Annotated in this window: 23 protein-coding genes; 8 read left to right on the forward strand and 15 right to left on the reverse strand. The window is 40.1% G+C overall.

Features of this window, described 5'->3' with window-relative positions; genetic code table 11:
• Nucleotides 1–339 precede the first annotated feature (339 nt).
• From GBI16_RS12190 to GBI16_RS12205, 3 genes are all read left to right on the forward strand, one after another.
• A complete protein-coding gene (locus GBI16_RS12190) occupies nucleotides 340–1,143 on the forward strand; it encodes an FRG domain-containing protein (RefSeq protein ID WP_228267838.1) in 804 nt (267 codons plus the stop codon).
• A gap of 336 nt (nucleotides 1,144–1,479) precedes the next feature.
• A complete protein-coding gene (locus tag GBI16_RS12200) occupies nucleotides 1,480–1,953 on the forward strand; it encodes a hypothetical protein (RefSeq protein WP_086208613.1) in 474 nt (157 codons plus the stop codon).
• A gap of 223 nt (nucleotides 1,954–2,176) precedes the next feature.
• Nucleotides 2,177–2,755 carry a DJ-1/PfpI family protein gene (locus GBI16_RS12205; protein WP_086208614.1) on the forward strand — a complete coding sequence of 193 codons (579 nt, stop codon included), beginning with the start codon at nucleotides 2,177–2,179 and terminating at the stop codon, nucleotides 2,753–2,755.
• 116 nt (nucleotides 2,756–2,871) lie between these two features.
• Here GBI16_RS12205 and GBI16_RS12210 read toward each other — a convergent pair whose 3' ends face one another.
• The 5 genes from GBI16_RS12210 to sbmA form a co-directional block, all read right to left on the reverse strand.
• Nucleotides 2,872–3,471, reverse strand: a complete 600-nt coding sequence (locus GBI16_RS12210) for a hypothetical protein (RefSeq protein ID WP_086208615.1) — start codon at nucleotides 3,469–3,471, stop codon at nucleotides 2,872–2,874.
• Nucleotides 3,472–3,628: 157 nt separating this feature from the next.
• Nucleotides 3,629–4,147, reverse strand: coding sequence for a hypothetical protein (locus GBI16_RS12215; protein ID WP_086208616.1), 519 nt, complete (start codon nucleotides 4,145–4,147; stop codon nucleotides 3,629–3,631).
• Nucleotides 4,148–4,261: 114 nt separating this feature from the next.
• The gene (locus GBI16_RS12220) at nucleotides 4,262–5,125 is read right to left on the reverse strand and encodes a hypothetical protein (RefSeq protein WP_086208617.1); all 864 of its coding nucleotides are present in this window, start codon (nucleotides 5,123–5,125) and stop codon (nucleotides 4,262–4,264) included.
• A 59-nt stretch (nucleotides 5,126–5,184) separates the two neighbouring features.
• Entirely contained in the window at nucleotides 5,185–6,240 is a 1,056-nt protein-coding gene (locus tag GBI16_RS12225) for a hypothetical protein (protein WP_086208618.1), read from the reverse strand.
• Nucleotides 6,241–6,380: 140 nt separating this feature from the next.
• Nucleotides 6,381–7,574, reverse strand: coding sequence for a peptide antibiotic transporter SbmA (gene sbmA / locus GBI16_RS12230; protein WP_086208619.1), 1,194 nt, complete (start codon nucleotides 7,572–7,574; stop codon nucleotides 6,381–6,383).
• Between the two features lie 454 nt (nucleotides 7,575–8,028).
• Between sbmA and GBI16_RS12235 the strand changes: the two genes are divergently transcribed.
• On the forward strand, nucleotides 8,029–8,223 hold the full coding sequence (locus GBI16_RS12235; protein ID WP_086208620.1) for a hypothetical protein: 195 nt from the start codon (nucleotides 8,029–8,031) through the stop codon (nucleotides 8,221–8,223).
• A gap of 169 nt (nucleotides 8,224–8,392) precedes the next feature.
• Here the strand turns inward: GBI16_RS12235 and GBI16_RS18825 are convergent, their stop codons facing one another.
• Together GBI16_RS18825 and GBI16_RS18830 are read right to left on the reverse strand one after the other, a co-directional pair.
• Nucleotides 8,393–8,815: a YbaN family protein gene (locus GBI16_RS18825; RefSeq protein WP_215900685.1), complete on the reverse strand. Its 423-nt coding sequence runs from the start codon at nucleotides 8,813–8,815 to the stop codon at nucleotides 8,393–8,395.
• A 9-nt stretch (nucleotides 8,816–8,824) separates the two neighbouring features.
• A complete protein-coding gene (locus GBI16_RS18830; RefSeq protein ID WP_404814602.1) occupies nucleotides 8,825–9,421 on the reverse strand; it encodes a biliverdin-producing heme oxygenase in 597 nt (198 codons plus the stop codon).
• A gap of 280 nt (nucleotides 9,422–9,701) precedes the next feature.
• On the opposite strand from GBI16_RS18830, the gene GBI16_RS12245 reads away from it, so the two are divergent.
• Both GBI16_RS12245 and GBI16_RS12250 read left to right on the forward strand, forming a co-directional pair.
• Nucleotides 9,702–10,247, forward strand: coding sequence for an RNA polymerase sigma factor (locus tag GBI16_RS12245; RefSeq protein WP_086208621.1), 546 nt, complete (start codon nucleotides 9,702–9,704; stop codon nucleotides 10,245–10,247).
• The gene (locus tag GBI16_RS12250; protein WP_171494564.1) at nucleotides 10,244–11,242 is read left to right on the forward strand and encodes a FecR family protein; all 999 of its coding nucleotides are present in this window, start codon (nucleotides 10,244–10,246) and stop codon (nucleotides 11,240–11,242) included. Before GBI16_RS12245 ends, GBI16_RS12250 begins: the two co-directional genes overlap by 4 nt.
• Before the next feature lies 1 nt (nucleotide 11,243).
• Here the strand turns inward: GBI16_RS12250 and GBI16_RS12255 are convergent, their stop codons facing one another.
• From GBI16_RS12255 to GBI16_RS12290, 8 genes are all read right to left on the reverse strand, one after another.
• A complete protein-coding gene (locus tag GBI16_RS12255) occupies nucleotides 11,244–12,737 on the reverse strand; it encodes a porin family protein (protein ID WP_151707161.1) in 1,494 nt (497 codons plus the stop codon).
• A gap of 70 nt (nucleotides 12,738–12,807) precedes the next feature.
• Entirely contained in the window at nucleotides 12,808–13,626 is an 819-nt protein-coding gene (locus GBI16_RS12260; protein ID WP_086208624.1) for a Slam-dependent surface lipoprotein, read from the reverse strand.
• A 329-nt stretch (nucleotides 13,627–13,955) separates the two neighbouring features.
• The gene (locus GBI16_RS12265; RefSeq protein WP_086208625.1) at nucleotides 13,956–17,168 is read right to left on the reverse strand and encodes a TonB-dependent receptor domain-containing protein; all 3,213 of its coding nucleotides are present in this window, start codon (nucleotides 17,166–17,168) and stop codon (nucleotides 13,956–13,958) included.
• Between the two features lie 492 nt (nucleotides 17,169–17,660).
• Nucleotides 17,661–18,422 carry an energy transducer TonB gene (locus GBI16_RS12270; protein WP_228146972.1) on the reverse strand — a complete coding sequence of 254 codons (762 nt, stop codon included), beginning with the start codon at nucleotides 18,420–18,422 and terminating at the stop codon, nucleotides 17,661–17,663.
• Nucleotides 18,419–18,865, reverse strand: coding sequence for a protein TolR (gene tolR / locus GBI16_RS12275; RefSeq protein ID WP_086208627.1), 447 nt, complete (start codon nucleotides 18,863–18,865; stop codon nucleotides 18,419–18,421). The genes GBI16_RS12270 and tolR overlap by 4 nt, the downstream gene beginning before the upstream one ends.
• A 12-nt stretch (nucleotides 18,866–18,877) precedes the next feature.
• Nucleotides 18,878–19,576: a protein TolQ gene (tolQ, locus tag GBI16_RS12280; protein WP_049590884.1), complete on the reverse strand. Its 699-nt coding sequence runs from the start codon at nucleotides 19,574–19,576 to the stop codon at nucleotides 18,878–18,880.
• Between the two features lie 113 nt (nucleotides 19,577–19,689).
• Nucleotides 19,690–21,669: a phytase gene (locus GBI16_RS12285; RefSeq protein WP_151707162.1), complete on the reverse strand. Its 1,980-nt coding sequence runs from the start codon at nucleotides 21,667–21,669 to the stop codon at nucleotides 19,690–19,692.
• Nucleotides 21,670–21,745: 76 nt separating this feature from the next.
• Complete coding sequence (locus tag GBI16_RS12290) at nucleotides 21,746–24,232, reverse strand: TonB-dependent receptor (protein ID WP_086208629.1); 2,487 nt, start codon at nucleotides 24,230–24,232, stop codon at nucleotides 21,746–21,748.
• Between the two features lie 324 nt (nucleotides 24,233–24,556).
• On the opposite strand from GBI16_RS12290, the gene GBI16_RS12295 reads away from it, so the two are divergent.
• Both GBI16_RS12295 and GBI16_RS12300 read left to right on the forward strand, forming a co-directional pair.
• Nucleotides 24,557–25,483 carry a diguanylate cyclase domain-containing protein gene (locus GBI16_RS12295; protein ID WP_086208630.1) on the forward strand — a complete coding sequence of 309 codons (927 nt, stop codon included), beginning with the start codon at nucleotides 24,557–24,559 and terminating at the stop codon, nucleotides 25,481–25,483.
• Nucleotides 25,480–26,481 carry an AraC family transcriptional regulator ligand-binding domain-containing protein gene (locus tag GBI16_RS12300; RefSeq protein ID WP_005234808.1) on the forward strand — a complete coding sequence of 334 codons (1,002 nt, stop codon included), beginning with the start codon at nucleotides 25,480–25,482 and terminating at the stop codon, nucleotides 26,479–26,481. Before GBI16_RS12295 ends, GBI16_RS12300 begins: the two co-directional genes overlap by 4 nt.
• Nucleotides 26,482–26,524 lie beyond the last annotated feature (43 nt).

Genomic DNA, 26,524 nt, shown 5'->3' on the forward strand with positions numbered 1-26,524 from the left:
CTGGACAAAATGACTCCAGATGAGTTTTACTATGACCAGCTACCACAACAAAATAAGGTAGCTTAACTAGAGCAGAGTATCACTTATAAATAAGCTTTTAGTTGTTCAAACATGTGGGACCACCTCTAAATTAAAGAATTCAAAAGAGGTGAAAGTAATATAATTGTTCAAATAATTACAGCGGAATTATCTGATTTTATTTGGCAATTAACCGATAATTATGACAAAGATGATTTCGAAAAATCTCAAAAGCAGTTTGTTGATAAAATAACCAAAAACAATGAAAGAAATTATAGTAACGTAGAAACACTACCCTCTTTTTTTGACCAATTAGCCATTATTCTAAAAAGTAATCAATATCAATACTTTAAAGAACGATTTTTTAGAGGACACTCCTCTATCAGATATCGCTTAGAGCCATCAAATTATAGATTCCATTCGGGCAAAAGAATATATCTTGATAACGAAGATAAACTATTTCGAGAATTAATCATCAATGAACCAATACATTTTCAAAATGATAAAAATGCATTAGAAATTTTAACAAGAATGCAACATTTTGGGTTGCCGACGAGACTATTAGATGTAACCTTGAATCCCCTAACTGCCTTATATTTTGCTTGTAGTAGCAAGGATAGTGAGGATGGTGAAGTAATTATAATTTTACCTAATCAAAATAACATTAAATATTATGATTCTGATACTGTTAGCTGCCTAACAAATTTAGCAAAAATGAATATGCATGACAAAAATGATATAGAAAATTATTTGCTAACGAAACCGACACCTAAAAAACTTAATTACAGAAAAACATCGCATAAAAAATTTCTACATTTCATTAAAGAAGATAAACCTTATTTTCAAAATTTAATCAACACTAGTGATTTAACCCGCATCGTATGCATCAAAAGTAAATTAAACAATGAAAGAATTGCAGCTCAAACAGGTGCTTTTTTATTATTTGGTATAAAATCTAGAATGAATGAAAAATCTGATTACAATTATAAAATTCATAGAATACGTATTAATAAAGGTTCTAAAGCAAACATCTTAAAAGAGCTTGATCTAGTGAACATTAATTCAAGAACTATTTACCCAACTCTAGAGAATACAGCTAAGTATCTATTAGAGAAATATAAATGACCATCAAAAAAGTGTCCTCTATCGCCAAACTCGAAGACTTAGGACGTATTCAACTTTCAAAGTCATTCTTTATGCGCGACTTCCAATACCCTCATCCCCCGCCTTCTCCCACTGGGAGAAGGAGCTTTCATTGTAAATTTGATAGCACCATATATTTAATAATGAATGTCCCCTCTCCTTTTTAAGGAGAGGGTTAGGGAGAGATATTTAAAAATTCAAAACTCTGATTCGTAAAAGGATAGCTAAAACTACCTATCTAATTCCCAAAATCTACTACACTAACCACCATCTATTACTTTAAAACCATAACCATTTTCAAAAAATCAAAGGACAAAAATGAAAACAGCTATCCTCACACTTTCTACCCTTACCTTCCTCAGCACCACCGCATTTGCAGAAACCAAACCCGCAGTTCCAGCGAAAGAAGCCAGCCAAATCTTTAAAGCTGCAGGCTTTTCAAAAACAAAACATGGCTGGGAAGGTAGCTGCGACACAGGTGAAATCACCACATACAAAGACCTCAATGGTGACAGTCTAAAAGACGCAGTCATTTCAGACTACAGCACCATGTGCTATGGCAACACAGGTATCGGTTACCATATCGTTACTCAGCAAAAAACTGGAACTTGGAAACTCATTTTTGAAAACATGGGCATCCCTACTTTTCTAAAAACCAAAGGAAAAGACGGCTGGCCAGATATTGAAAATGGTGGCCCCGGATTTTGTTTTGCTGTTTACCGCTGGAATGGTCAAAAATATGATGTCAACCGTTATGAATATCAGGGCAAAGCGTGCACATTAGACTATTAATACATCAGCATAGTAAATTTCATATCAATGAATATATAAACTGATTGATTTAACAAGCTTTTACAGACAGTTAAAACGCCTCAATTACTTGGGGCTTTTTTATAAAAATGACGTCAGCTATACGACTAAAGAGCACTAAATGACTTAAAAATGACATCGTAACTGTGCTAATTTAGATCAAAATTGAATATAAATATGCACAAACAATAAAGAGGGTTTAAAGATGTCAAAACAAATTTTAATGCTCGTCGGTGACTATGCCGAAGACTATGAAACGATGGTGCCTTTTCAGTTCTTAACGGGTCTCGGTTATACCGTACACGCAGTCTGCCCCGATAAAAATGAGGGCGAAAGCATCGCTACAGCCATTCATGACTTTGAAGGTGAGCAGACCTATAGTGAAAAACGCGGTCATAATTTTACCATTAATTACAACTTTGAAGCGGTACACACTGCGGACTATGTCGGTTTAGTCATTCCCGGTGGTCGTGCGCCTGAATACTTACGTATGAATGAACGTATCCTTGAAATCGTACGTGAGTTTGATACTGCGAAAAAACCAATTGCAGCGGTTTGTCATGGTGCACAAATTCTTGCGGCAGCCGATGTACTCAAAGGTCGTACTTGTTCAGCTTACCCTGCGTGCGCAGCCGAGGTGAAACTAGCAGGCGGGACTTATGCGGACATTGAAGTGACAGAAGCTGTAACCGATGGGCACTTGATCACAGCGCCTGCTTGGCCTGCACACCCTGCTTGGATGGCGCAGTTTATTCAAGCTTTAGGGGCGACTGTGACGATTTAATTGTCTTGTTCTTCAAATGAATATTTTATGATATGCCCTATCATCTTTTTAGATTCAAAAATAAAAAAGCTCCTTCGATTCAAGGAGCTTTTTTAAGCGCTGTTCTTTTTAAATGACTACAAACCTTCGAGTTGGGCATCACATCCCGCCCATTCATTTACATAATTTAAAGATCTAAGTGGTTTTAGTTCAACCCTTTCACCAGTGGACATGATTTCATTGATTGCCAAAGAACACTGCATTCCGCCAGCGTTATCCAATAACTCATAATTTTTATTTGTTGCAAATTTATAAACCGCATTTACGCTACAACCACGCAACTCTACGCCATTGTGGTAACTTTTATATGCACTAATTGCTAAAAAACGTTCAGCAGGTACTTTAAACTCAGCAAAATTAATTTCAGCCGGCGGAAAAGGCATGTCTAATAATTTTTGTTTATACTTAATCTGACTGCTTTGCATTTGTTCTTTAAATGATCCCATACTTTCTACTTCGGGTAACATTTGGAAGTTTGGCTGCATTGAAGTCATACACCCATTTGGGTATAAACGTACGCCAAAGTTATTTTTATTTTCAATCCGAAGCTTTGCTGTGTGCTCAGCATTAGAGTCTTGATATAACTTGAGACCTAACATTTTTTTCGATTGATTCACCATTCCTGCACTACAACCAACTAATCCCAAGACTAAAAAGCCAATCACTATTTTTTTCATCTATTGTAAAAATCAATTAAAAATTCACATCAAATACTAGCAAATATAATTAGTTACACAACTTATAATTCTATTTATAAATGATATTTTGATCTTCCGAATAAAAAACCTCTTTGGAGAGAGGCTTTATGATTCTTAGATTAGCATTTAAATACAACTACCTCGTCACACCCAACTTATTCCAAATTTCTGGGGTTAAAAAAGTCGTGACCAATTTATTCAAATCCACATAGCGCAGCACACCTTGTAACTGCCCTTTCACTTCAGGATTCTTTAAAATTTCCTCACCCGTAATCTGTCCAAGTTCCTGAAAGCTATCTCCAACCGCTTGTATGCCTTCAGCTTGAATCACAGCTTTGGTCTGGGCTGAACATTGCTCCACCAAAATGCGTTGTAAAACCTGGGCGAGGTTTTTATCTAGCTGTGTACGCTGTGCATCGGTGACATTGCTATACACTTTCAAATCTGGATGTGCCGCCAATGCCGCAAACGTCCACTGTAACACGGTGGTTTTATCTGTTGCTGTCGTTGACTTCACCAAACAATTACTCAGTTGGTCGACTGTGGTACTGGCTGTTGCAACTTGGACTGAACTACACAATGCTACTGCCAAAACAGCATGACGAAAAATAGCAGAAGACCGACCACGTAAAATGCTTAAAACAGGCTGTGACATAAACTCAACTCCAATCAACAATTGCATTCTTTGTATCACAAAGCCCGTCAATCAGCCTGTTATGGAACTGTAAAATTACCGCGTAATTGAAGCAAAAAGATAAAGTCGCTTCATTCAAGTGATATCTATATTCAACTCAGCAGATTCAAACGCATCGAGCTGTGGATGAATGGTCGGGCATGCGTTCCAAAACCAATAGAAGTAACCTTTGGGATCAAGCAGAGTATGCATCTGTATCATAGATTGACCGCTTTCGGCCTTCCAACACGCTAAAGCAGCATTACGGTTATTATGTAAATCGACAAATTCAGGGGCGACTTGCTTTGGCATTTCAGGAATATAAAGCGCGTCGCCATATTCCACCCACAAATCAGCCAAGTAAATTTTTCGATCTTTAGGAAAATAGCGTCCTACTGAAATCACCAACGGTAATTGATTGGGGTCGGTCGAAGCAAATACATGCGGAAAATCATGATGTTCCAAGTCTGTGATGACAAAAGGATATAAGGTTTTCTCGGTCAAATTAGCCTGAGATGAATCGTAAGGAAAAAAGTGACCTGCCATCATGCCATAACGATATTCAATTTGAGATAGCATCTGCTCTGTTGCGACAACTGCAATCGCTTGTCCTGCTTTGACTAAAGTCATACCAAATGCAGCGGCCGTTTCAGGCGTGGCTTTGAGTGGCATAAACTCAAAAGTGTTTCCTGCGAACGCAAGCTGAGTTTGTTCCCCCCAATCGGTTTGGATCGTTTCAATCTCTTCAGGCACAGCATATACATGCCCCATACTCATACTGGCATTGGTCGATGATGCAGAAATGAGTTCAATAGCATCTGACAGATCAGCTAAAAACACAGGAGTCCCACCATTATTGTAAAAATATGGTTGAGCAGAAATATCAACGTCTATTTCTTGCAAAGTCTGATCTAACAAAGGTGCAGTAAAATAGGTGGCTGGGTTTGTGACATGACTCATGATCTAGTTCCTTTGGTTTAGATGCCCACATGAAGTCCTGTCAAAAACAGCCGAAAATATTACTTCATTTGTTTGAGCATATTTTTAGCACCTGTATGGTTATGGTTTTTGGCTAAGTTCTGCAACACGTACTTTGCCTGCCCTTTAGGGTTAGAAAAACGACTGCTATAACTTGGGATACTGGTTAAACAACGTGCAACTAATATGCCTGATTCGGTATAAACATTTGAGGCATCTGAACCTGGTAAACGCCCATAGTTATATGCGCGTTGTGCATTATTGCAAGCAGTGACTTGGTTGCGACCACTGTTAATATCACGGCGAGCTGCCACATACAGTTTGGTCTGTTGCTGTTGTGGTGTTTCTACAGCTTTGTTGACCTTAGGTTGTTCTTCGACTTTAGTTTCCTTTTTGCTCTCCACTTCTTTTTTCGGCTCTTCTTTTTTCACCTCTGACTTTGTCTGCGGAGCTTTGGTCACCGTTTTCTTCGTTACAGTACTAGGGGTGGTATTTCTTGGTGCTTGTCCATGTTCAGCCAAGACTTTAGTTTGTAGATTCACCACACGAGTATCATTGGAACTTGGTAGCTTACGTTCAGACAAAGCCTCTATGCTGACTTGCCACTGCTCACCATTTTTAAGTTGACAACGAAAAGTACCCGTTCCCTGTTTTAAACTGTTATAAGTGCGAAGTAACTTTTTCGCCCACGGATCTTTCACTAAGCTAAAACTACTTTTTTGTGTCTGAGTAAAACGTCCACCATGGGCTTGGCAATACTGACTGAACATGGTTCGTGGATAGAGCACCTCAATGTCTTTTTCATTTTGTACACCCACTTTGTGGTACACATATTCTTTGCTGCTTTTGTCAGTATCATTAATTTTTCGTTCTACAATGAGTTCTTGTGGTGATGCAATATTTGTAAACGGTTCTTGTGCTATATTTCCCAGACTAGTACAGCCCTGTAACACACTCCCCAAAACCCCAAATACCCATAAAATTTTATAATTCACTACGACTTTACTCTTAAACACCCGCATAAAAACATTAGCGGAAAGATCATAAAATAACAAACTCAAACTACTGTTTTTATTATTTATTTTAGCTTGATGAATACATCAAAATGATGTGTTTTATGATAAATTCAACACCATTTAATCAATTTAGTTTGAACCATACAACACAAGTTATAGACAAAACGATGCTTGAGCACATAAAAAAACCTGCCCTAGAGGCAGGTTTAAAAACAATGCGTTTATTCGTCAAGTGTCGACTCAAAAGCTTTCAAACGTTTATAAATCGAAAGTAGCTCAATAATGGTTTTCCATGACATGATGAGATATTGAAATGACTCACGGACTTTATCAAATACATTACCAATTTGATTGATTAAACCAAGAGTCATTTTCCCGGCTGCAATCGCAGGAAATAGCACAACAAGACTATATAAAATGTCCAATTGTTTATACCAAGTTGCCACTAAGTTGAAATAAGCATAGTGAAAATACAAACGGAAATAGTTTTTACGTACCCGACTAAATAGTTCAGTCAATGTCGCGGGTTGAGCACGATCTGCATGATCTTCCCCATAAACCAATTCTTTACGATACGCAGCTTCAACTTTTTGGTTATTAAACTCTAAACCTGGTAGTTTGCTTCCCACCACCATTAACAGAACTGTACCAAAAATAGCCCAAATAATGGCCGCCCACACTAAAGAATGCTTTACTTCACCAACGACAGGTAGCTCTGGTACATGTTTCGATAACTCGAACAAAATTGGAAGAAAAGCCACCAATACCATTACTGCTTTGATCAACTCTACGCCCAAATCTTCCATAATCGTGGCAAAACGCATGGTGTCTTCTTGTACACGTTGTGATGCCCCCTCGATATGACGCAATTTTTCCCAACGCTCGGTGTAATATTCATTCATCGCTGTACGCCACCGGAACACATAGTGACTGGTAAAAAAGGCATTGATCACCGCGAAAGTCACTGCAATCATGGCAATATACAAGAAAGTTAAAGTCCCCATATAGAGTTCTTTGATATTACCTCCTTTACCCAGCATGCCTTGAATCGTATCCCAAAAAGGACCGTACCAAGCATTGATTGCAACACTCACTTGTACACCAAACCAAATGTTAAACAGAATAAATGCAGAACCCCAGATCGACCATCTTTGCCACTTATTATCTGAAAAAAAACGCCAGAACGAGGCAAAGAGTGCTGTTGCTATAAAAAACCATAGGTAAAACCAAAGAAAGGAAGACGACCAAAAACGGCTTACACCAATAGGCAGTTCAGCTGTTGCATATCCTTGTGGCCATCCTATAGCACTTCCCCATGTGTTGCCTCCCGTATACCACAGTACGACATTGATCACAGACCACAGTAATACTGAAAGGAAGAACCATTTAGGGCTTGGGAAAAATGACTTAAACATGAACGATGTATATCCCTTTTATTTTTAAGGTATGCAATCCCTGCATACTAATCCTTATTTCTTAATTTAGTACAATCGCATTACAGCAAGTTTGTACACTTTACTTATCCTGATTTGGTTATACGTTATTTTATTTAGTTACAAATCTACAAGTCCTCATCTAGATATTTTTATAACCCCGAAGTCAAAACCCATTTAAATCAAATAAAATCAATAATTTAATCGCAAATATCTGAGCATTCTTTGCACTTAGATGTTTTTTTGTCTGCTGTAGATTTCTTTGGCCCTAAAGTGAAAGCCATTCTTTAGATTTAAAATTTCTATGTATATAAAAATGCTCCAAGCTTATCTTTCGATTACTTTTTGATTTAATGGATAAAAGATCATTTTTACACACATAAAAATTACTTCATGTTAGTATCGAGACATTAAAAAAAATTGTTGGGTCTGTTCCATGGAAACACTAGTACTTGAACTGATAAAACCACTAACACTGACAAAAGAAGACTTTCCGCCCATTAACTTTGAAGAAGGCACCATTTTAAAAGTCATCATGAAAACCCCAACGGGTTACCTTGTGACAGCGGATTCACGTTTTAATTTTACTGTCTCTTATGATGATGAAAATCAGATCTGGCAGAAGCTCTAGTTTAAGCCTCTTCTCTTAGAAAAATAAAATTTACTCAAACTGATAAAAATAAACATTCATCTTTTTTATAGATTTAAAACTGATTGTTTTTATTAAAATTTGGGTTCTTCATACCCTATCAGCACATGAATAGCGTGCTGATAGTTTTCTACACTTATTGATTTTATGATTATTTTTTCCACCAAATCCAAATTTGCACAGCGATCATAATAATAATTGCAATACCGACAAAATAAGGATGTGATACTTTCCAAAGCATAAGTCCAGCAGCAAGACTCATACTCAACAAAGAAAGTATTTTCGCTTTTGTCGGTAAGGTTTTATGTTCTTTCCATTGTTGTAAAATGGGACCAATAACCCGATTCTGTACAATCCAACGATGTAAACGCGCCGAACCTTTAGCGGCAAAAATAGTGGCTAAAAAATAAAAATCAAAAGTAGGTAAACCAGGAATAATGATTCCTAATGTGCCTATAGCCAAACAGACCCAAGCAAGCCCAATACACACCCAACGTACCCAAATTGATTTTGCAAGATTTGAATCTGAGTCATCCTTAGGTTTGGATATTGAACTTAACTCGGTATTTTGCATGTCTGCCTCTTACTTCAATTGTTCTAAGTCTGCTAACAATTGACCAAAGCGAGAAAAGCCTTGCATCGCGCCCTCAATAACCTGATCTTGCTGCTCTTGACTGAAGTTGGCATCATCCATAGCCTGCTTAAAACGTTTCCAGACCACAGCACGCCCCTCTGGATAAGCAGCTAAATTACGCGCAGCAAAGTCAGCGCTAAAACCAAACTGGCTCTGCGCGGCTTTAAATAAAAATGCTGCACCTAAAGTCGAACCTTCAGACACATAGATCCAGCCCAAAGCTTGAGGAAAGCTAACATGATCTGTTGCAATGCTACTGGATTGAGGTGCTAACCCTAGATCTTTTAAGTCCAACAGCGCAGCATCTGAACGACCACGCACATCTAAGTCTGGGATAATACGTACCACTTCAGGGTGTGCATATAAGTGTTCAACATCTTTCTGGAAATAATATTGAGATAAAGTAAAGCGCGCATAGTTACTTTGGTTTTCAAAGACTTTTGCTTGTGCCATTAACTGTTCCATTCGATCATGTTCTGTCGAAGTTTCCGTTTTTAGACGCTGTGACAGACTTGTTTCTAGCTGCTGGTTCATACTGGTGGTCACGTTTAAATCCTATGGTTCCTGTTTGTACTGATTTCCACGTTTGTTCTTTTCAGAATTTCCCAACAACTCGAATCACGCTTTCGGATCTCTTGAGATTGATGATTTTTCTAAACTGTAAAACTGGACTTATACATATAGACGAACAAAAAGTTCAAAATACGCAAAAATAATTTAACTTTCTTCTCTGTACTGAAAAATCGTCTTTTTTACTTTACGCACTATTGCATTTGGACACATCATAAATGATAATCAATATCATTTAAACCCTTGGGGAAGTATTATGTCTCCTTCCACCTCTTCCAAAGCACAGCAACAGTTAATTGGTGAACTTTATCTTCAGCACCATGACTGGTTAATTCAATGGCTCAGATATCGCATTCGGCATCCCTTTAATGCGGCCGATATTGTGCAAGATACTTTTGTGCGTTTAATCCAAGCCAAACATAAGTTGGCCTCGATCCAAGAACCCAAAGCCTATCTCATCAATATTGCAAAACACGTTTTGATTGATCAGCATCGTAGAAATGTAATTGAAACCAATTACTTAAAAAATCTCTACGATGAAGCTCAATTAGGACAAGAGCTAATTCAAGACAACACTATTGAAGACACCATACAAATTCTGGATTTTCTATCGGTTGCCTTAGGTAAAACCACCGCTAAAGTGCGCCAGTCCTTTATTCTTTATTATATTGAAGGCTATAGCCAAACTGAGATTGCTGAATTAACAGGAAAATCACTGCGTAGCATACAAGGCTATTTAGCCGATGGACTCAGTCTCTGTTATGAGCTACGCCATAAAATGCACGCAGAATGCGAAGAATGAAAGACGCTCGGCATATTCGTAAAGAAATTGCCCTTTGGGTGATTCGACTCAACTGTGACAACCCAGCTGAGCGTGCACAAGTTCAGCAAGAGTTTCAAGCTTGGCAAAGAAATCATCCGCAATATCTGCCCTATTTTGAAGAATTCCGAGACTTTGATCTTGAAATGCAGAACCTATCACGCCAGCAAAACCTACATGGTGAAACTGTCGAACAAACCTTTCAAGCCATTGAGCATGAACAGCAAAAAGTTATCTCATTGTTTAATCAGGCTGTTTTCTCACTGATGGCCATCAGTTGTCTTGGTTATTTGAGTTTTACTTATATTCCCTTTTCTTATTATTTTGCAGACTATAAAACTGCAACCAGTGAAGTGAAGAATATTGTACTCGATGATGGCTCAATGCTGACCCTCGCGCCTAAATCAGCCATAAAAGTGGATTACACCGCTGGGCAAAGAAGAATCGAATTAATCCAAGGTGATATCTATGTTGATGTCGCTAAGAACCCTGCTCGCCCTTTTATCGTCCATACAAAACAAGCTGACTATCAAGCACTTGGAACACGTTTTATTGTCAACCAATATACCGATACAAGTGCACTGAATATGTTGCATTCACGTGTTCAAGCCCGTGCTAATCTGACTACTCAGGCTAAGCCTTTAATTGTTTCAGAAGGTCAACGGATACAAGTTGACGCTCATGGCCTTGGAAAAATCGAAGTCTTTGATACACAAATGTTCAAAACTTCATGGCAAATGCAACAAATTCAGGCCAATGAACTGGCTTTACCTGATCTTCTCAATCGCTTAAATGCTTACCATAGTGGCTACATGATTTTTAATGAAAAAGAACTCAGCCAAATTAAAGTGACGGGGATTATTAACCCTCAACAAGACTTGCTTGGAACACTGCAATTGATCCAGTTACAGTACCCTCAGCTTGAGTTTTTTCAAATCGGGAACTATGTGACCTACGTCAAAATGAAAGCCTCTTAATTTAAAATTTGTACTCAAACTTTAAGCTTAAACTTTGCTTATCATTGCTATATAGCCAGTCTACATTGCTTTTATTTTGGTTATAGTTGTAGGTTAAATTGGGGGTCAGACCATATAGTGTGAATTTGGGCATTTGCAGTACCGCTGTATAATTCTGTTCAAAATCATGACGTCGGGTATCAAAGCCAAAACCATTGACATATTGATCGTACTGTCTCCAACGTAAAGAGCTAAACACAGTCAAGTTGATTCCATCTAGGATCGGTTTACTCAACCCAAAGCGAACACCTTGTTGTTCATAAGCTGCAAAATACTGTTCCTCGGTATTGTGATCGACATAGTCTAATCCTGAAAACAACGTCCACTGCTGTGGTAGAACTTTCCAAAAGGTCAGAAATATCGACTTTTCAATGCCACTCTGTTTTTCATATAAGATATGATCGACATCTTCAATTTCTGCTTCCAGTTTTAAGGCCTTATCCTGTCCGATAAAACGCATCCATTCTGCCCGCATACCATAAGCATTTGACAAAGTATCATTGGCATAGCGCCGATGTTCAAACACTGGTGCAACTAAAATTTGATTACGTGGGTTTTGAAAACTATAGCCTGCATTAAAATTGAGCGTGGTTTCATTATAGTCACTTTGCTTTTGATAACTTTTTCCATAACCCAACGCCTTGAATGCAAATCCATGCTGCCCTACAAGTGACCAGCGTTTACTGATGACTGTTTCATAGTCGAATGCACTTGCATCAATCGGATCTGGAGTACCTTGCTTTAAGTCCCGAATAATATATTCACCATTTGCATCTACCCCGACAATGGTGGGCACCAGTGTATAACGCTCGGAAGAATTATTAATATTGGTTGCATGACGTATCCCCAAAGCTACATTGCCTTGCCATGTATCACGTTGATCTAAAGTTTTTAAATACGCGTCGATGCTGTGATTAATATTGTGACTAATTTGATCATTCGCCCCCGCTAAATGCTGTTTCACCTGTTCAAATAACTGTTTGGCTTCTTTATTTTTTTGTTGTTCTGTCCATAATCTTGCCAATTCCAAACGAATCATCATATTTTCAGGCTGCAATTCTAAGGCCTGCTGAAATAGGTGCTCAGCTTGTTGCGCCTGACCTTGTACTCTTGCCAGTGAGGCTTGCGCAAAATAAGCCAAAGACAGGTCATGATCTTTAAAATTTAAATAGCGATTTAAATAAATCTGAGCAGCCTGCCACTGTTTTTGCATGACTGCAATGTATAAAGCACGTCCAACCTCCTCCACATTTGGCTGAACTTGGACGGCCTCCCCATCAATCACCATCGTCGGTAATGGATGAACATCTATGTTTTGTTGCTGTTTGAACTGTTGTTCTATTTGTAATTGCTGTTGTTGTAATTCTTGGTTCAAACGCAACTGAGTGTCGTCATCTGCTGCATATATATGTTGTTGACTTAAAAAGAATATGCCAATTAACCATTTTTTTTTCATTACTCACACTCAAAAGATAAAACATAGAAATATGAAAGACCTACCGAAGTAAGTCTTTCACGCCTTTCAATTAGGGAGTATATGAAGTCTGAACACCACCAAAGGCCGTATCTAAATTACGGTCATCAAACTGGGCAATACCTGCTAAAGAACCAGTATTGGTCGCTTGGTTACCAAAGAAGTGACCCGATGCATCACCTGCGATTGAACCGTTTGCAGTCGCAGTTCCATAGAAGCTTGCTGAGCTTGCGTCAATATCAGCATTCACTTGTAGGCTGCTTACCGTTCCTGTACCAGTTAATTGACCCGTCAAAGTTGCATTATTGAAGTTTGCTGTAAAGGTATTGGCACCTGTGGCAGTCAAGTTGTTTCCATTGTTAATGCCACTCACGCTATAAGTTGCAGTACCTGCATTCGGTACTGATGCGCCAGTATTGTTGCCAATATAGAAAACTGTACGGGTTGCTGCATCAGCAGCACCTGTATAGTTTCCAGCACTGTCTTTCACCTCTTTGGCCCATTCGCCAAACCAAACATCATTGCTTGCAGCGGGGCTTACATTCTTGAACTTCCAAACACCGAGACCTGTATGTGGAAATGGAATACTGGCCAAATCAATCCCTGCAGCCAACCCATAGATGCCTGTTGCAGGATCATAAGTACCGCCATAATTTGGATTATTAATAAAGCTAACCAGATGATCTTCAAATGATGCTTTTAAGTTCAATAACTGACCTTGGACACCCCCTGCTGCTGTGCCAGAAAGGTTATACGCTGAGCCCAATAACAAATTGGTCGTGTCCGATTGCCCATAAACCAAGGCTGCTTGTGCAGAACCCATTACGCCCAATGAAGCAATCATTGCCAGTGTAAGTTGCTTAAATTTCATTTGTTCATTTCCTTTTATTTAGAATTTAAGATCATCAATAATTAAATGATAATCTTAATGATTATTATTTACATATTTGGATTGTATTTATGCTTGATTCAATTCTCTAGATGTAAAGCATAAAAAAGATCGGGCTATGTAAATTGTCAATTAAACTGTACGAATACAGTTTTGTTATTTTCCGTATATCCACATGTGAATACATGGACTTGCTACTGAAGGTTCAGCCGATATAGAGTGCCCAACCTTCGGTATTACTTTGAATATTTCAAAACATTCAGCTTTAAAATATTCATATATTAATCAAGCTAATAACCTTCTATTTCAAGTTAAAACTTATAGCTCAATGCTAATTTAAAGGCACGACCTGGAGCCGCAACCGCAGAACGGGTTAAAGGATCCAAGTAGTATTGATTGGTTAAGTTGGTACCAATTAGATCCAGACCTAAATGCTCACTGTGTTGGTAGTGTGCATAGGCATCGACGGTTAGCGTGTCATCCCATTGCAAAGGTGCGTTAAACCAAGCCACCAATTCAGTTCCAATATAAGGATGGTCATAGCCTTCAAAATAATTCAGACGTGTGCCTAGCTCTAATTTGTTATCCAATAACCGTGTGCCGAGGGTTAGGTTCGCTTGGTATTCTGGTAAGGCCATATTGACCAAATAACCTGTTGGGAAACCATAATTGATACAGGTTTTTGCTACACCCGACATAGTCATGGCGTCTAGACTTGCAAGCAGACCTGAACTTTCATCGCAGACTTCATTTTTTGAGTTATAAACCAAGGATAAATCGGTAAAGTATTTACCATTGTCAAAACGCCCTGAAAACTCATAGCCTTCGACTGTCTGTTTATCAATATTGCTAAATTTCAGTTGGTTATTACGTTCAATCACATCTTCTGTTTTGTTGTGGAAGTACGCCAGTTTGATGTCTGCATGCCCTTTTTGTAAGTTAAACAAATCCTTCATGTTATATACATAAGCCAGTTCAAAATTGTGGGCATGCTCGGGTTTTAGATCATAACCTGACTGTGATGCCGAAAACCCTAAAGTCGTTTCAAACATGCTCGGCATGCGATAGGCTTCAGTATAGTTAATATAAAAACGGTTGTTCGGATTCAATGTAATGGCTGCCGAAACAGCAGGTGCCCAATTTTTATGGTCTTTTTTCTTTTTCACCACAGTTGAGTTAGTCTCTGTGACTTCAGAAGAACTGACATCAGGCTGACCATTGGTATTGAGCGCCAAGTCTTTTTGACTTAAGTCGACTGTTCCATTTAAGAATGGATTGTTCTCTGCATGAAACTTGCCATCTGCGTCGGCATACCAGTAATGTACCCCTTTAAATTGATAGGCTTTTCCAATGGCACGTTTAGCGCGGTTGCGTAGCGCAAGATTAACGCCCCCCCAATCATAAGCAAAAGCTCCATTTTGATCCATTTCATCAAACATTTCTTGGGTATAGACATCAACGTTTTCCGTATAAGACAGTTTCTGCCCAATGGTCCGTGTGGTTTCCGATAAACCCGCAATGCTGTCTTTATTGCCATTTAAAAAGTCATCAAAAGAACTATACGAAACCGAGCGGGCGCCTGCCGTTAAGTTCAGCCATGACGTCGCCTGCCAATCAAAGTTAAACCAATATTGATTTTCTGAACGATGTCCTGCTCGTGGCAACATACGAAAAGCAGAGGTGCCCTGACTATCGTTGATATATTCATCTTTGGTGGTCAGTTTTTCACGCGTTAAATCCGCTCCAACAGTTAAACTTAAGGCATCCATAAAGTTAAACTTGTTGCTGAGACTCACGCCCTTATGAGTGGTTTTGGCATCGGTAAATGCGGTATCAAGAATGGTAAAACCATCACCCGGGCTACGGTCGCGGACACCATCTCCATCACGGTCAACATTGGCTTCCCAAACATAATCACGTTTTGAAATCCAGTTCACGAAACCACCTGCCGAATAGGTTTGTGATTCCGTATCGGTCTGAAATAGATTTGCACTGAAATCAAGCCAACGGCTATTTTCAGGGTTAAATCTATATTTTAAACTATAAGCTTTTGTACTTACTTCGCTGACAGGCCACTGTGGAACATTATCCTGCGTCTGCCACATAATTCGCGAAGGCATAATTTCGCCATAAATGGTGTTGGTATCTCGATAAGTCAGTTGTAGCGCATGGTCGTCGTTTGGTCGCCAGTTCCCCTTTAACAGCCAAGATTCCATACGATTAGAAGTATTGGTGACTTCATTGCCCGGTTGCCAGACCGTTGCCATATAAGGTACCAGCCCTGTATTGTAATCAATGTTGCTACGGTCGCCCTGCTTAAAAAAGTCACTATTATGCTTTCCTGCAAAGTAGTTGCCACGGTCTCGATAGGCATAAGCTGCAAGCAAATCAAATTGATCTTGTTTGGTCGCCACCGCAATACGCAGTGCCTGATCTTCTAAATGTGTGAGTTTATTGTCACTGCTGGTTTTTGGAGTCACTTGACCCAATGGGTCTTCACCATTATAGCTACCGAGCTTATCCCAACCTTTAGATTCTGCGACATCCCGATAATCTTGCCCATGATAAGAATGCATTTTTTGGGCTTTGGTGGTATTCGTCGCGCCTTCTACTTTAATTTCAGCACCATAGCGCTGTCCTTCACGTACAACATCATCCGCTTCTAAAGTCTTAACCGATACCCCACCCGCAATGCCTGTTTTCACATCACGATCTAAAACTGAACCTTTCACTACTTGAATCGAGCTGAGCAAATTCGGATCAATATAACTTCGACTATTGGCACCGTTGTAGCCACGCCAGACCGTCATCGACTGTTCTGTTCCATCAATCGTGACGGGTACACGTCCCTGCCCTTGCATACCACGGATATTCGGATCTAAAGCCCCACTATTACGAGCATCGCCACTATACACATTCGACATTCCTTTCAGTAAATCTGAAGGCGTCGTCCCTTTAAAACGCTCAATCGCTTCTTTGCCTGCATAGACGGTCGAAATATTTTTATCATAGACATCATCATAGCCTTGCTCATCTCGTTCTTTTTCGCCACTAAAACTGAGGGCTTCGAGCTGTACATGAACAGAGTTTGGGTTTTCCACGTCGAGAGCCTGTGTACTTTGCGACTCAGGCAATGCTTGTGCAATGACCTTATTTTGTGCTGTATCTGACTTTGATGTAGTCGGAGCTTCTTTTAACAAATAACCTGTCGCATTTTTTTGCAAACTAAAAGGCGTATCTTTTAATAAATGCTGGAAAGCTTCATCGGCTGTGTATTTTCCGTTTAAAGCAGGTGCTTGGAACAGATTGGTCTTTTTCGGGTCGAGTAACAAAGTCACATTGGCTTTCTGCGCAACCAAATTCAACGCACTGGTCAAATTACCCTGTGGAATGTGGTAATTCATTTCAGCAACTTGTGGTGCCGCTGAAACAGACTGCATAGCCAATGTCGATGAAATGGCTAGTGATATACAGAGACTTAAATATGTCACCTGCTGTTTAAATTGTTTTGATGAATGCCCCATGCCCCGACCCAAAATAAGTAAATGATAATCATTAACCAAGCAAGCGTATATAAATCCCTTGTTTGTATGTATAGAGACGAGTGGCGGATAAAAAACATGCAAAAAAAATTAATTTAATTTTTCCCAAAAGGAAATAAGCAGAAAAAAATAACGGTTTCTTTCAATCCTCGTAAAAATAAAATAACAAGATTGTGATAGAAAATGAGGTCTTAAGTCTCATGTTCTATATCTGGAAACAGCATGAAATGTAGAATGCAAACGCTCTAGTTTGGGCATTTGTAGTTTTCGTCTTCATTTCACGATGTATAAATAGTCATGTATGGGAAACAAGGCATTTTGATTGGTCAAGTATTCCATCAAAAAAAGAAGCTTTGTCTCAAGCTTCTTAGCATCATGGCGTATCAAATATATGCTGTACAACGCTTCCAGCCCATTCTTAAAAGAAATGTATGGCTATATTTCTCACAAAATATAAGTCCCAAAACATTCGGTTTAACCTGAGATGCGATATTGGAAGGTATTTTTAACATTCGACACACTGGTCGGTTTGCCATCGACGAGACGAGGCTGATATTTAAAAGTGAGAGCAGCCTGAATCGAAGGTCGTACAAACATCGGATGGCAGTCGCCTTGTGCCTTTGGATTTTCTACCCGTCCTTTTTCGTTCACGCTATACACCACCGTACAATCCCCCTCTAGCTTACGATCCAAAGCTTGTTCAGGGTAAGCTGGTGCTATTTTTGTAACAGGTTGATAATTTTTAACATCAAATGATTCAGGATGAGTTTGTGCTTTAGGTTCTACTGATTTCTGGGTCTTCGTCTGAGTTGGTATATCCGCTTGAGACTGCGTATCTACTGTTTTCTGAGATTCCGCTGCTGCCGTTTGCTTTTCCGTCACGACTTGCTGTGTCGGTTTAGCCGCTGTAGGTACAATTTTGTTGCTCTGTGACTCTACAAACTTCTTGGTGGTTTTCGGTTGGACTTCAGTAGGTTTCTCAAGCTGTTTTTTGACAGGCTCATGTAAGGGTTTTTCTTCGACTATCGGCTCAGGCTTTTTAGGTTCAGGTTGTTGTTTGATTGGAGGGGGTATTTGCACAAATTGTAATTGAATGGTTTTCGGCTTGGGTTCCGCCAATGTTTCATGCATCTCAACCGTACATAACCATGCAATTAGCGCAATATGCAATCCAGCCGTGACCGACAGAGCTAGGCCTTGATCACGAAACCTAATTTTGGAAACGGTTGCCATCATGATTGTGGTTCCTCTGTCACTAGCCCCAAGTTCGTTACCCCACTTTTTTGCAAGGATGCTATGGCCTGTGCAACCAGTTGATAATCAGCATCCTGATCGGCACGTACATAAAACTGTAAGCTTTTATCTTTTTGAATAATCGGAACGAGCTTTTGTTGCATAGTGGCTAAATCAATGGCCTGATCCGTAACTTTCTCGGTATTCACTTCTGATCCAATATTCCAGTAATACTGGCCATTGGCTTGAATAGATAAGGTTACAATACGCTGCTGTTGTGACGCGGGCATGACATTGGCATCCACTTTAGGCAAATCAATTTGAATGCCTTGCGTCAACATTGGTGCAGTCACCATAAAAATTACCAACAACACCAACATGACATCAATATAAGGAACCACATTCATTTCAGCATTGGGTTTTAATTTTTGAGGACGCTTAATCATGGTTCTTGCTCCTTAACGCGAAGTGCGCTCAGTGTGCCCCAACAAACGATAAATACGCGTTTGCAACTCATTGGCAAAACCGTAATAACGACTGGAAAGCTTGTCAGCACGTGCCGAAAAGCGGTTATACGCCACGACCGCAGGAATAGCGGCAAATAAACCAATAGCTGTCGCAATCAGCGCTTCTGCAATCCCTGGTGCAACTGTATTGAGGGTTGCCTGTTCAACGGCAGACAGTCCAATAAACGCATTCATAATGCCCCAGACCGTTCCAAATAAGCCTATATAAGGGCTGACTGAACCAACTGTTGCGAGAAAGGTTAGATTCTGCTGAAGCTTTTCTTCTTCTTCACTGATACTACTGAGTAAACGACGTTCTACCCCATCAATCACATCACTTGTGGTGAGTTGCTCATCTTTGATCAATTGATGGTATTCATCCACCCCATGTTGAAAAATGCTGACAACGCCTTTTTGTTGTTCAGGCTGTTGGTAATCTTGCTGTAAAAGATTGAGATCTTTTTGCTGTCTAAAATTCTTTAAAAAACGGTTCCAAAGCTGCTCTTGTCCACGAAGTAACATGCCGTGACGCACGATTAAATACCAACTTACGACTGAGGATAAAACCAAAATCAACATCACTACTTTTACCAACACACTGGCATGGCTAATCAACATCCAAACTGACATTTGATCCATCGTTGCTTGCATAACGCACTCCAATTTTTTTACTGCATGGTGCAGTACATATATATTTTTAAAATGGGCTGTGATTCTTTAGCAGCCCATGTACTCACTCAGGTACTAAACTACTAAAGAGTTATTTAGTCCAAATGCAGCGCTTGGGCGATTTTTTCCCACGGCACATATTTAAAGTTCTGATTGGTTTCAGGCATACGTTTACGTCCGTCTTGCACCACCAACATGCCTCGCTTCCATTTGCCACCAAAATTTAGGGAACTCACATCTAGTCCATCTGTTTCAGACACAGCGTCAATGCCTTTGTCGGTATTGATGCCGATACGAAATGCGCCACGAACCGTGTAAGGTGCAGCGGCATCAAGTACCACAAAGCTGTCATTGCCTTGGCTTGAAACCACCAAATAACTTTGGTTTTTGCCGTGATAAAGTCCCATCCCCTCAATGTCATCATGCATCACCTCTCCTACACCTATCACCTGCTGCATAGGAAGCTGAGTTTTTGGGTTGAGATCTTTTACCCACACCGCGACATCCTCTTCACCCAAGAAAATACGCCCTGTGGCATCGTCTACGACACAGCCTTCAGGTTGAGTTTTCACTGAAAAACGTTGTACTTCTTCAGCTCTTAATTTTTGCTGTGCAGCCGTGATGTGGTATTGAACAAAAGTCCCGTTTTTATCGTTGGGAATGGCATAAATTTCCCCTTGAGCATCGCGGTACATGCAAATGCCATAAATATCATCCAATGTGGTTGCTAACTCGCCAAGCACAGAAACCTTGCCCGTTTTGGGTTGAATCGCAAAGAGATGCAGGCTGTTATGATCTCGGTTTGATGCGACAGCCAAATCGACTGTCTGATTGCCCCATTTAAAACCGTGGCGTACATCGACATTATTCAATCGCCCTACAGGCAAGTACTGTACCGTTTTGCCCTGTAAGTCGTTAACCTGTAGACCACCTTGTTTATCTGTCGCTAAAATACGGGACTGACTCGGCTGTGCAGCGTTATGCCAAATTGCAGGATCATCAGCCGCATCCCCTGTACTTGGCACGCCCTCCGTCTGCACTTCTGCTGGAATAGTGATGATATTTTGGGCTTTGGTCTGGGTCTGCGTTTCCCATTCCACATCTGTCACTTTCACGGTTTTATCATCTAAAATCAGCAAGGATTTATCAGTTAAATTACCTTGAACACTCAAAGTCTCTGCTTCTTTCACCGTGTCTAGTTGTAAAGGCGGATGTGCTTTCCATTGCTTATCTTGCTTTTGATAACGATAAAGCAAAGGTTTTTCTGCATCGAGTACCGCGACATGATCATCTACAATCGCAATTGCAGAAGGTGAACCTTGAATCGAACCAAAGGGTTGCACGAGATCCACCGCCTGACGCACCATGTCTGCTTCAGAATGAGCTGGATATGCCCAAATGCCAACATTCGCTTCATTAATAAACAACTCTGCTGTGGCATCATTCACTTTGCATACACTACTAGCAGGTGGAAAACTGAGACGGCGTACCAACTGTGGTTGAACCAAAGCCTTCTCATGCTGAGCCACCAACCATTGTTCACCAAGCCCCTCTTCACCTACTAAAAAAGCAAAACTCAGCCCTTGAGCATCGGTATATAGGCAAACATCTTCAGACTTAAATGAACGCTTTGGAATAAAACTAGGCTTGTCCCATGCTTTATTTTTTAAGTTCATGCTCATCAGTTGAATTTGCTGTTGTTGCAAATTCGACGCAGCAATCAATAAACGCTCCGAACCAATCCGATAATCAAAACGCCCAAACTGACCTTGAATTTGATGTAGTACATTTTGTTGATCATCTAAAATTTGTAGCCCTTTATTTTTACTGCTCAACAGTGCGGCAACTTCAGGCCATGCACTCAAGGTTAACCATTGCACATCCTCAGTTTTCGCCCCATTCATGTCGACTTCACGTAATTGCAACTTCGCTGCCATAGGCTGATCTATTGGTATTTCAACCGAGCTTAACGACTGGCTACTTTGCGGAGCTTGAGGCACACTGTGCTGACTGCATGCGCTCAATAACAGCAAGCAACTGCTTAAAGCAGACCATTTAAAAGATGAAAATTTCATAGAGATACTCAAAATTGGGCAAGGAACCTCAGGTCTGCTTCTGTTGAGCAAACCTGAGTACTAAATTTAATTCGACTTAAAAATGGGTATAGGTCAGTGCCAGTTTGTAAGCTGGGCCATACTCTTCATATTGCGCGTTATAAGCCTTAGAACCTGCATAGTTGTAATAATGCTCATCGGTGATGTTTTGTACATCAAACTTGAGCTGTAAGTTTTTAGATAAGTTCACATGACTACTAAAATCAAGGAAGATTTGGTCATCGGTATAAATATCTTTTTCAGGCGTATCAATGTCACCAAGTTCATACAGATAACTCGATTTATAATTTGCTGAAAGTCGTACACCAAAACGTTCATTTTCCCAGCCAAGCATCGCATTCGCCACCACATCCGACTGATTTGGCAAATGAATACGACGATTCAGAAGTTCACCATCTTTCATCGAATCAATATCCGCTTCTGACTTACTAAAGGTGGTATTTAAACCCAACAAGAACCCGTTCCATGGTGCTCCTAAGTGGTCAAATTTTTGTGAATAGGCAAACTCCATTCCATAGAGTTTGGCACTTTGACCATTTTTATAAGTCACAGCTTCATCAAAGTCAGCCCACTGACCTGTCCCTGCAATATTGGTGTTATAGATAAAATTGTCGATATCTTTATAAAAACTATAAAAACTCACCATACTGGCTTTGCCAAAATACTTTTCTACACCCAAATCAAAGTTAGAAGACTCTAAAGGCTTTAACATTGGGTTACCAAACTCAGCTTCATCACCATCTATGTAAACACCTGGCGCACTTTGCGCAAAGTTCGGACGCACGACACTATTGGTCCATGCCGCACGCAGGTAGGTATTGTCCGCCAATTGATAACGCAAATGTAAGCTTGGCAACCAATGATCATAGTCATTTTCATATTTGGTCGCAGTGATCACATCATCATTAAACTCAAAACCACGTGCTTCAAAGTTGGTATTTTCATAACGTAAACCAGCAATCACACGCAATTGATCCAAATCAATCGTATTCATGACATAAGCCGCTTGTATGTCTTCATTTGACTTAAAGTCATTAATGATGGAGCCATCCGCAACCACATAGTCAGCAGCGTTTAGCCCATTTATTTTGTCCTGAATGGCATTTTCATTGATGCTTGGACCAAACTGTCCCAGTTCATAGTGACTGTTTGAATTGAAATCTGAACTTGATGTGCTGAGGTTTTTATATTTCCACTCATCGGTATTATTGGTTTTCTCACGTTGACTGATTTTGCCCCCAAACTTCAATGCAGCAGCATAATTCCCCAACATATAGTCTTTTAAAAAGTCTAATTTACCGTTGTATTCTTTATCGGTGGTTTTAGACTTTTCCCACGACACCGAATCTAGCTCATAGTTGGCAGCATCATAAAAATCTTGATCTGCCGTTACAACTGGCTTTTGGGTACTGCTAAAGCCAACATTGCTAAACTCAGCTTTATATTTCGCCCCTGAAATACCGCCTGGGTTTTCCTCCGATGCTTCGCTATAACCGAGTTGGCCTTCAACAGTCCACGTGCCGAAACCTTGCTTGCCCCCTAAAACAAAGGACTGAATTTCTTGCGTTTCAACACGACTTTTTAATGAGCGAGTGACTTCGGCATCTCCACTTTGCCCTGCAAGTTGTGGATCGGCAAATTCAACTGAAACTTCTTGACGCGATTCGGTATCTTTAAATCGGCTATATAACGTTCTTAAATAGTATTCGCCTGTGTCATTGGGGCGGTAATCAAAATTCAGCCCTGCACCAATGCGCTCACGCTCGATGTCATATTGGCGCATTGCGGTTTCTTCAAGTGCGTCGCCATCCCAAGCCCCACCCGTTTCAACATTGTCCGAGCCAAATTTTCGGTTTTGATAACTCAGTGCCAGCGCTACCCCAAGGTTGTCTTGCCCCTCACCAACACTGAAACGGTTACTGATGGCACCCGATGCTTTAGGGCTATATTTTTCCCGTTTTTCATCATAACCACCTTCAACCGTTCCCGTATAAAACAAACCGTCATGGTCAAAGGCTGATAAACTTTCAACTTGCACCGTACCGCCTAATGAGTTGGCATCCATATCTGGTGTCAGCGTTTTCACCACAGCCAAAGACTGCACCAGCTCTGATGGTAAGACATCCAATGCCACGCCACGGCGATCGCTTTCAGGCGCGGGAACCAAAGTACCATTGATGGTCACTGCATTTAAGTCAGCACCTAAACCACGAACCGAAACAAAACGTCCTTCGCCTTGGTCACGCTCTGTAGATACACCCGGTATCCGTTGCAAAGCTTCTGCGGCATTGTCATCGGGTAATTGTCCAATGCCATCGGCATGTACCACACTGCTGATTTGGTCGGCACGCTTTTGTTCTTTGAGTGCTTTATCCATACTTGCAGCTTGGCCAATGACCTGTACATATTCCACCGTGTTATCTTCGGCATGTAGATGCGTCATGCTCAGCATTGACAGGACCAGTGTACTGAGCTGAAAACCCGCACGCTTATGTTTCATGAAACGGCTCTGATTATTTTGCATTATGTTCTTCCCCTCAAGCCAAAGTGGCGTGGTTTGAACGCACAATAGAAATTGAATGTGAACATGATGTGACAGTGCCTTTTACGATCTGCCCTTTTTATTTATTTTTGGCCATTTTCAGCAAAAAGTGAGCTAATTTGATCTGTATAGAGAAAATACTGAGCATACAGAATGATGCATATTCACCACAAAGATAGGGTTTTTCAGCATTTTTATTCTCAAAAAGCAAAAATACACTGATCTATTTTGACTCTAGCCTTTGCCATCAAACTGTCATCTAAATCTGTTTAGCTTGGGCGAAAATAAATCATTTCAAAAAATGCTATGCCTAAATACTTTGCTTACTACCGCTGGCCTTTGTTATGTGTAGCGACTGCCTGTAGCTTATCCCTGTGGTTGTTTATCTTACTTGGACAGAGCAAGTCGTTTGCTGAATGGAACTGGGTCGATATTTTAGGTGAAGGGGGAGCAACTGTTTTTATTGGTATTTGGATTTTCTTTATTATTAAAAGCCGTCCTTTGGGCCGTGTAACCAACTATATCTTTTATGGACTGTGTTTTATTTTTTTCCATATGTGGATGGACAGCTTAGATGAGTTTATTCGCCTACCTAAAGAAATCATGTGGGATGCATGGCTTGAGTCCATTCCTTTTCCAATTGGACTGTGCCTATTTACCATCGGGATTTATTTTTGGCATCAAGAAGAACTGGCGATTTCTAAACACATGCAAAAACGAGAACGTATTTATCGGGATCATCGTTTATTCGATGCACTCACCCCTTTGGCCGATGCGCATTACTTTAAAACACAGCTCAAAGCTGCAATTGAGCAAAACTTGCATGAACCCAGCGACATGTCCGTCATATTGTTAGATATGCATAATTTTAATCAGATTAATCAAACACATGGTTTTGATGAAGGCACATCTATTTTACAGCATGTTTCACAATTGATTAGCTTAAACTTACGACCACAAGACCTGCTCTGCCGCTTCGCAGGAGATCGTTTTATTATGCTGTTACCAGAGACGAAGCTACAACAGGCTGAAAAAATAGCAGCTCAACTTGAGCGCATGCTTATGGTCAGTGCTTATTATCAACGTGATCTGTCCGCACACATTCCTTTAAAAGCACTCACGACCTGCTGTTCAGTCGGGCAATACCAAACTGCTCAGCAACTTTTGAGTGCCTTAAATCAGCAATTGCTCCAAGTGAAGCAATACTACTCACCAAAGCGAGTCACGGTATGAGCTTTGAATGCGACTACAGCTACATTCCTGCGCATCATCAATTGTCTATTTTAATTGATTTAGCAGTCAGCCATGAGGTCGAACATCACGTCCTACTCAGTGGTAGCGGTATTTTCTTGGAAGATATCTTTTCAGGGCAAAAGCTGATTAGCCAGCAACAGTTACAACAGGTTTTAACAAATGCTGAGCAGTGTTTTCGCAATCAGGACATCAGTTTTTTATTCGGTCAACGCAGCCTAACCACCCCCTTTAATGACGCCATTAAATCCATGCTGTATGCATCGACCTTCGATGAAGCGCTTAGCCGTTATTTAACATTTTCCGCGTCTGTTTCACCGTGGTTATGCCCTCGACTCATGTACAGCCAAAGCCATATTCATATTTATTGGTTAGATGAAAACAAGCTTGAAAATCGCTTTTTAATCGAAAGTGCAATGAGTGCAATACAAGCATTTAGCCGTCAACTGTATCAAACCAAGTTAGCGTGGAAATTCGAATTTAATTTTTCTGAACCGGATTATATTGAACAATATTGGACGCATTTAGGCAGTGCTTTAGAATTTAATCGCCCGATCAACATGATGAGCCTGCCTCGTGACTTGGTCCATGAAAAACTTCCCAATGCCTCTTCGACCTTAGCTGCGATCAGTTATCAACATGCGCTGAAAGAAATGACAGCTCAAAATATTCAACAGAGTTTTTTGCTCAGTTTGCATCAATACTTCATGCAAAATATTCAAAATAATATTCAACTCGAACAAACTGCTGATTATTTTCAAATGAGTTCTGCCACCTTAAAACGTAAACTGAAAAAGCATCAGACCCATTTTCAGGCGCAACTCGATCAAAGTCGTTTGCATACCGCCATCATTTTATATCGTGTACATGGTTTTAAAACTGAACAGATTTCTCAGTATTTACAAATTAACGATGCCACTAATTTTCGACGTGCATTTAAACGTTGGAGTGGTTTAACAGTACAAGCGGCACAGTCCTAACCACTTATTTTCCCCAAAAAAATCACGGATATTGCTATTGTAA

It is taken from the genome of Acinetobacter sp. TUM15064 (genome assembly GCF_008980265.1).
GTDB lineage: Bacteria > Pseudomonadota > Gammaproteobacteria > Pseudomonadales > Moraxellaceae > Acinetobacter.

Bases quoted from the DNA above. Each gene is read 5' to 3' on its own strand.
- sbmA (WP_086208619.1), bottom strand. From the start codon at position 7,574: ATGTTTAAGTCATTTTTCCCAAGCCCTAAATGGTTCTTCCTTTCAGTA.
- GBI16_RS12295 (WP_086208630.1), top strand. From the start codon at position 24,557: ATGCCTAAATACTTTGCTTACTACCGCTGGCCTTTGTTATGTGTAGCG.
- GBI16_RS12270 (WP_228146972.1), bottom strand. From the start codon at position 18,422: ATGATGGCAACCGTTTCCAAAATTAGGTTTCGTGATCAAGGCCTAGCT.
- GBI16_RS12290 (WP_086208629.1), bottom strand. From the start codon at position 24,232: ATGCAAAATAATCAGAGCCGTTTCATGAAACATAAGCGTGCGGGTTTT.
- GBI16_RS12205 (WP_086208614.1), top strand. From the start codon at position 2,177: ATGTCAAAACAAATTTTAATGCTCGTCGGTGACTATGCCGAAGACTAT.
- GBI16_RS12255 (WP_151707161.1), bottom strand. From the start codon at position 12,737: ATGAAAAAAAAATGGTTAATTGGCATATTCTTTTTAAGTCAACAACAT.
- GBI16_RS12220 (WP_086208617.1), bottom strand. From the start codon at position 5,125: ATGAGTCATGTCACAAACCCAGCCACCTATTTTACTGCACCTTTGTTA.
- GBI16_RS18825 (WP_215900685.1), bottom strand. From the start codon at position 8,815: ATGCAAAATACCGAGTTAAGTTCAATATCCAAACCTAAGGATGACTCA.
- tolR (WP_086208627.1), bottom strand. From the start codon at position 18,865: ATGATTAAGCGTCCTCAAAAATTAAAACCCAATGCTGAAATGAATGTG.
- GBI16_RS12245 (WP_086208621.1), top strand. From the start codon at position 9,702: ATGTCTCCTTCCACCTCTTCCAAAGCACAGCAACAGTTAATTGGTGAA.
- GBI16_RS12235 (WP_086208620.1), top strand. From the start codon at position 8,029: ATGGAAACACTAGTACTTGAACTGATAAAACCACTAACACTGACAAAA.
- GBI16_RS12300 (WP_005234808.1), top strand. From the start codon at position 25,480: ATGAGCTTTGAATGCGACTACAGCTACATTCCTGCGCATCATCAATTG.
- GBI16_RS12260 (WP_086208624.1), bottom strand. From the start codon at position 13,626: ATGAAATTTAAGCAACTTACACTGGCAATGATTGCTTCATTGGGCGTA.
- GBI16_RS12200 (WP_086208613.1), top strand. From the start codon at position 1,480: ATGAAAACAGCTATCCTCACACTTTCTACCCTTACCTTCCTCAGCACC.
- tolQ (WP_049590884.1), bottom strand. From the start codon at position 19,576: ATGCAAGCAACGATGGATCAAATGTCAGTTTGGATGTTGATTAGCCAT.
- GBI16_RS12210 (WP_086208615.1), bottom strand. From the start codon at position 3,471: ATGAAAAAAATAGTGATTGGCTTTTTAGTCTTGGGATTAGTTGGTTGT.
- GBI16_RS12250 (WP_171494564.1), top strand. From the start codon at position 10,244: ATGAAAGACGCTCGGCATATTCGTAAAGAAATTGCCCTTTGGGTGATT.
- GBI16_RS12215 (WP_086208616.1), bottom strand. From the start codon at position 4,147: ATGTCACAGCCTGTTTTAAGCATTTTACGTGGTCGGTCTTCTGCTATT.
- GBI16_RS12285 (WP_151707162.1), bottom strand. From the start codon at position 21,669: ATGAAATTTTCATCTTTTAAATGGTCTGCTTTAAGCAGTTGCTTGCTG.
- GBI16_RS12265 (WP_086208625.1), bottom strand. From the start codon at position 17,168: ATGGGGCATTCATCAAAACAATTTAAACAGCAGGTGACATATTTAAGT.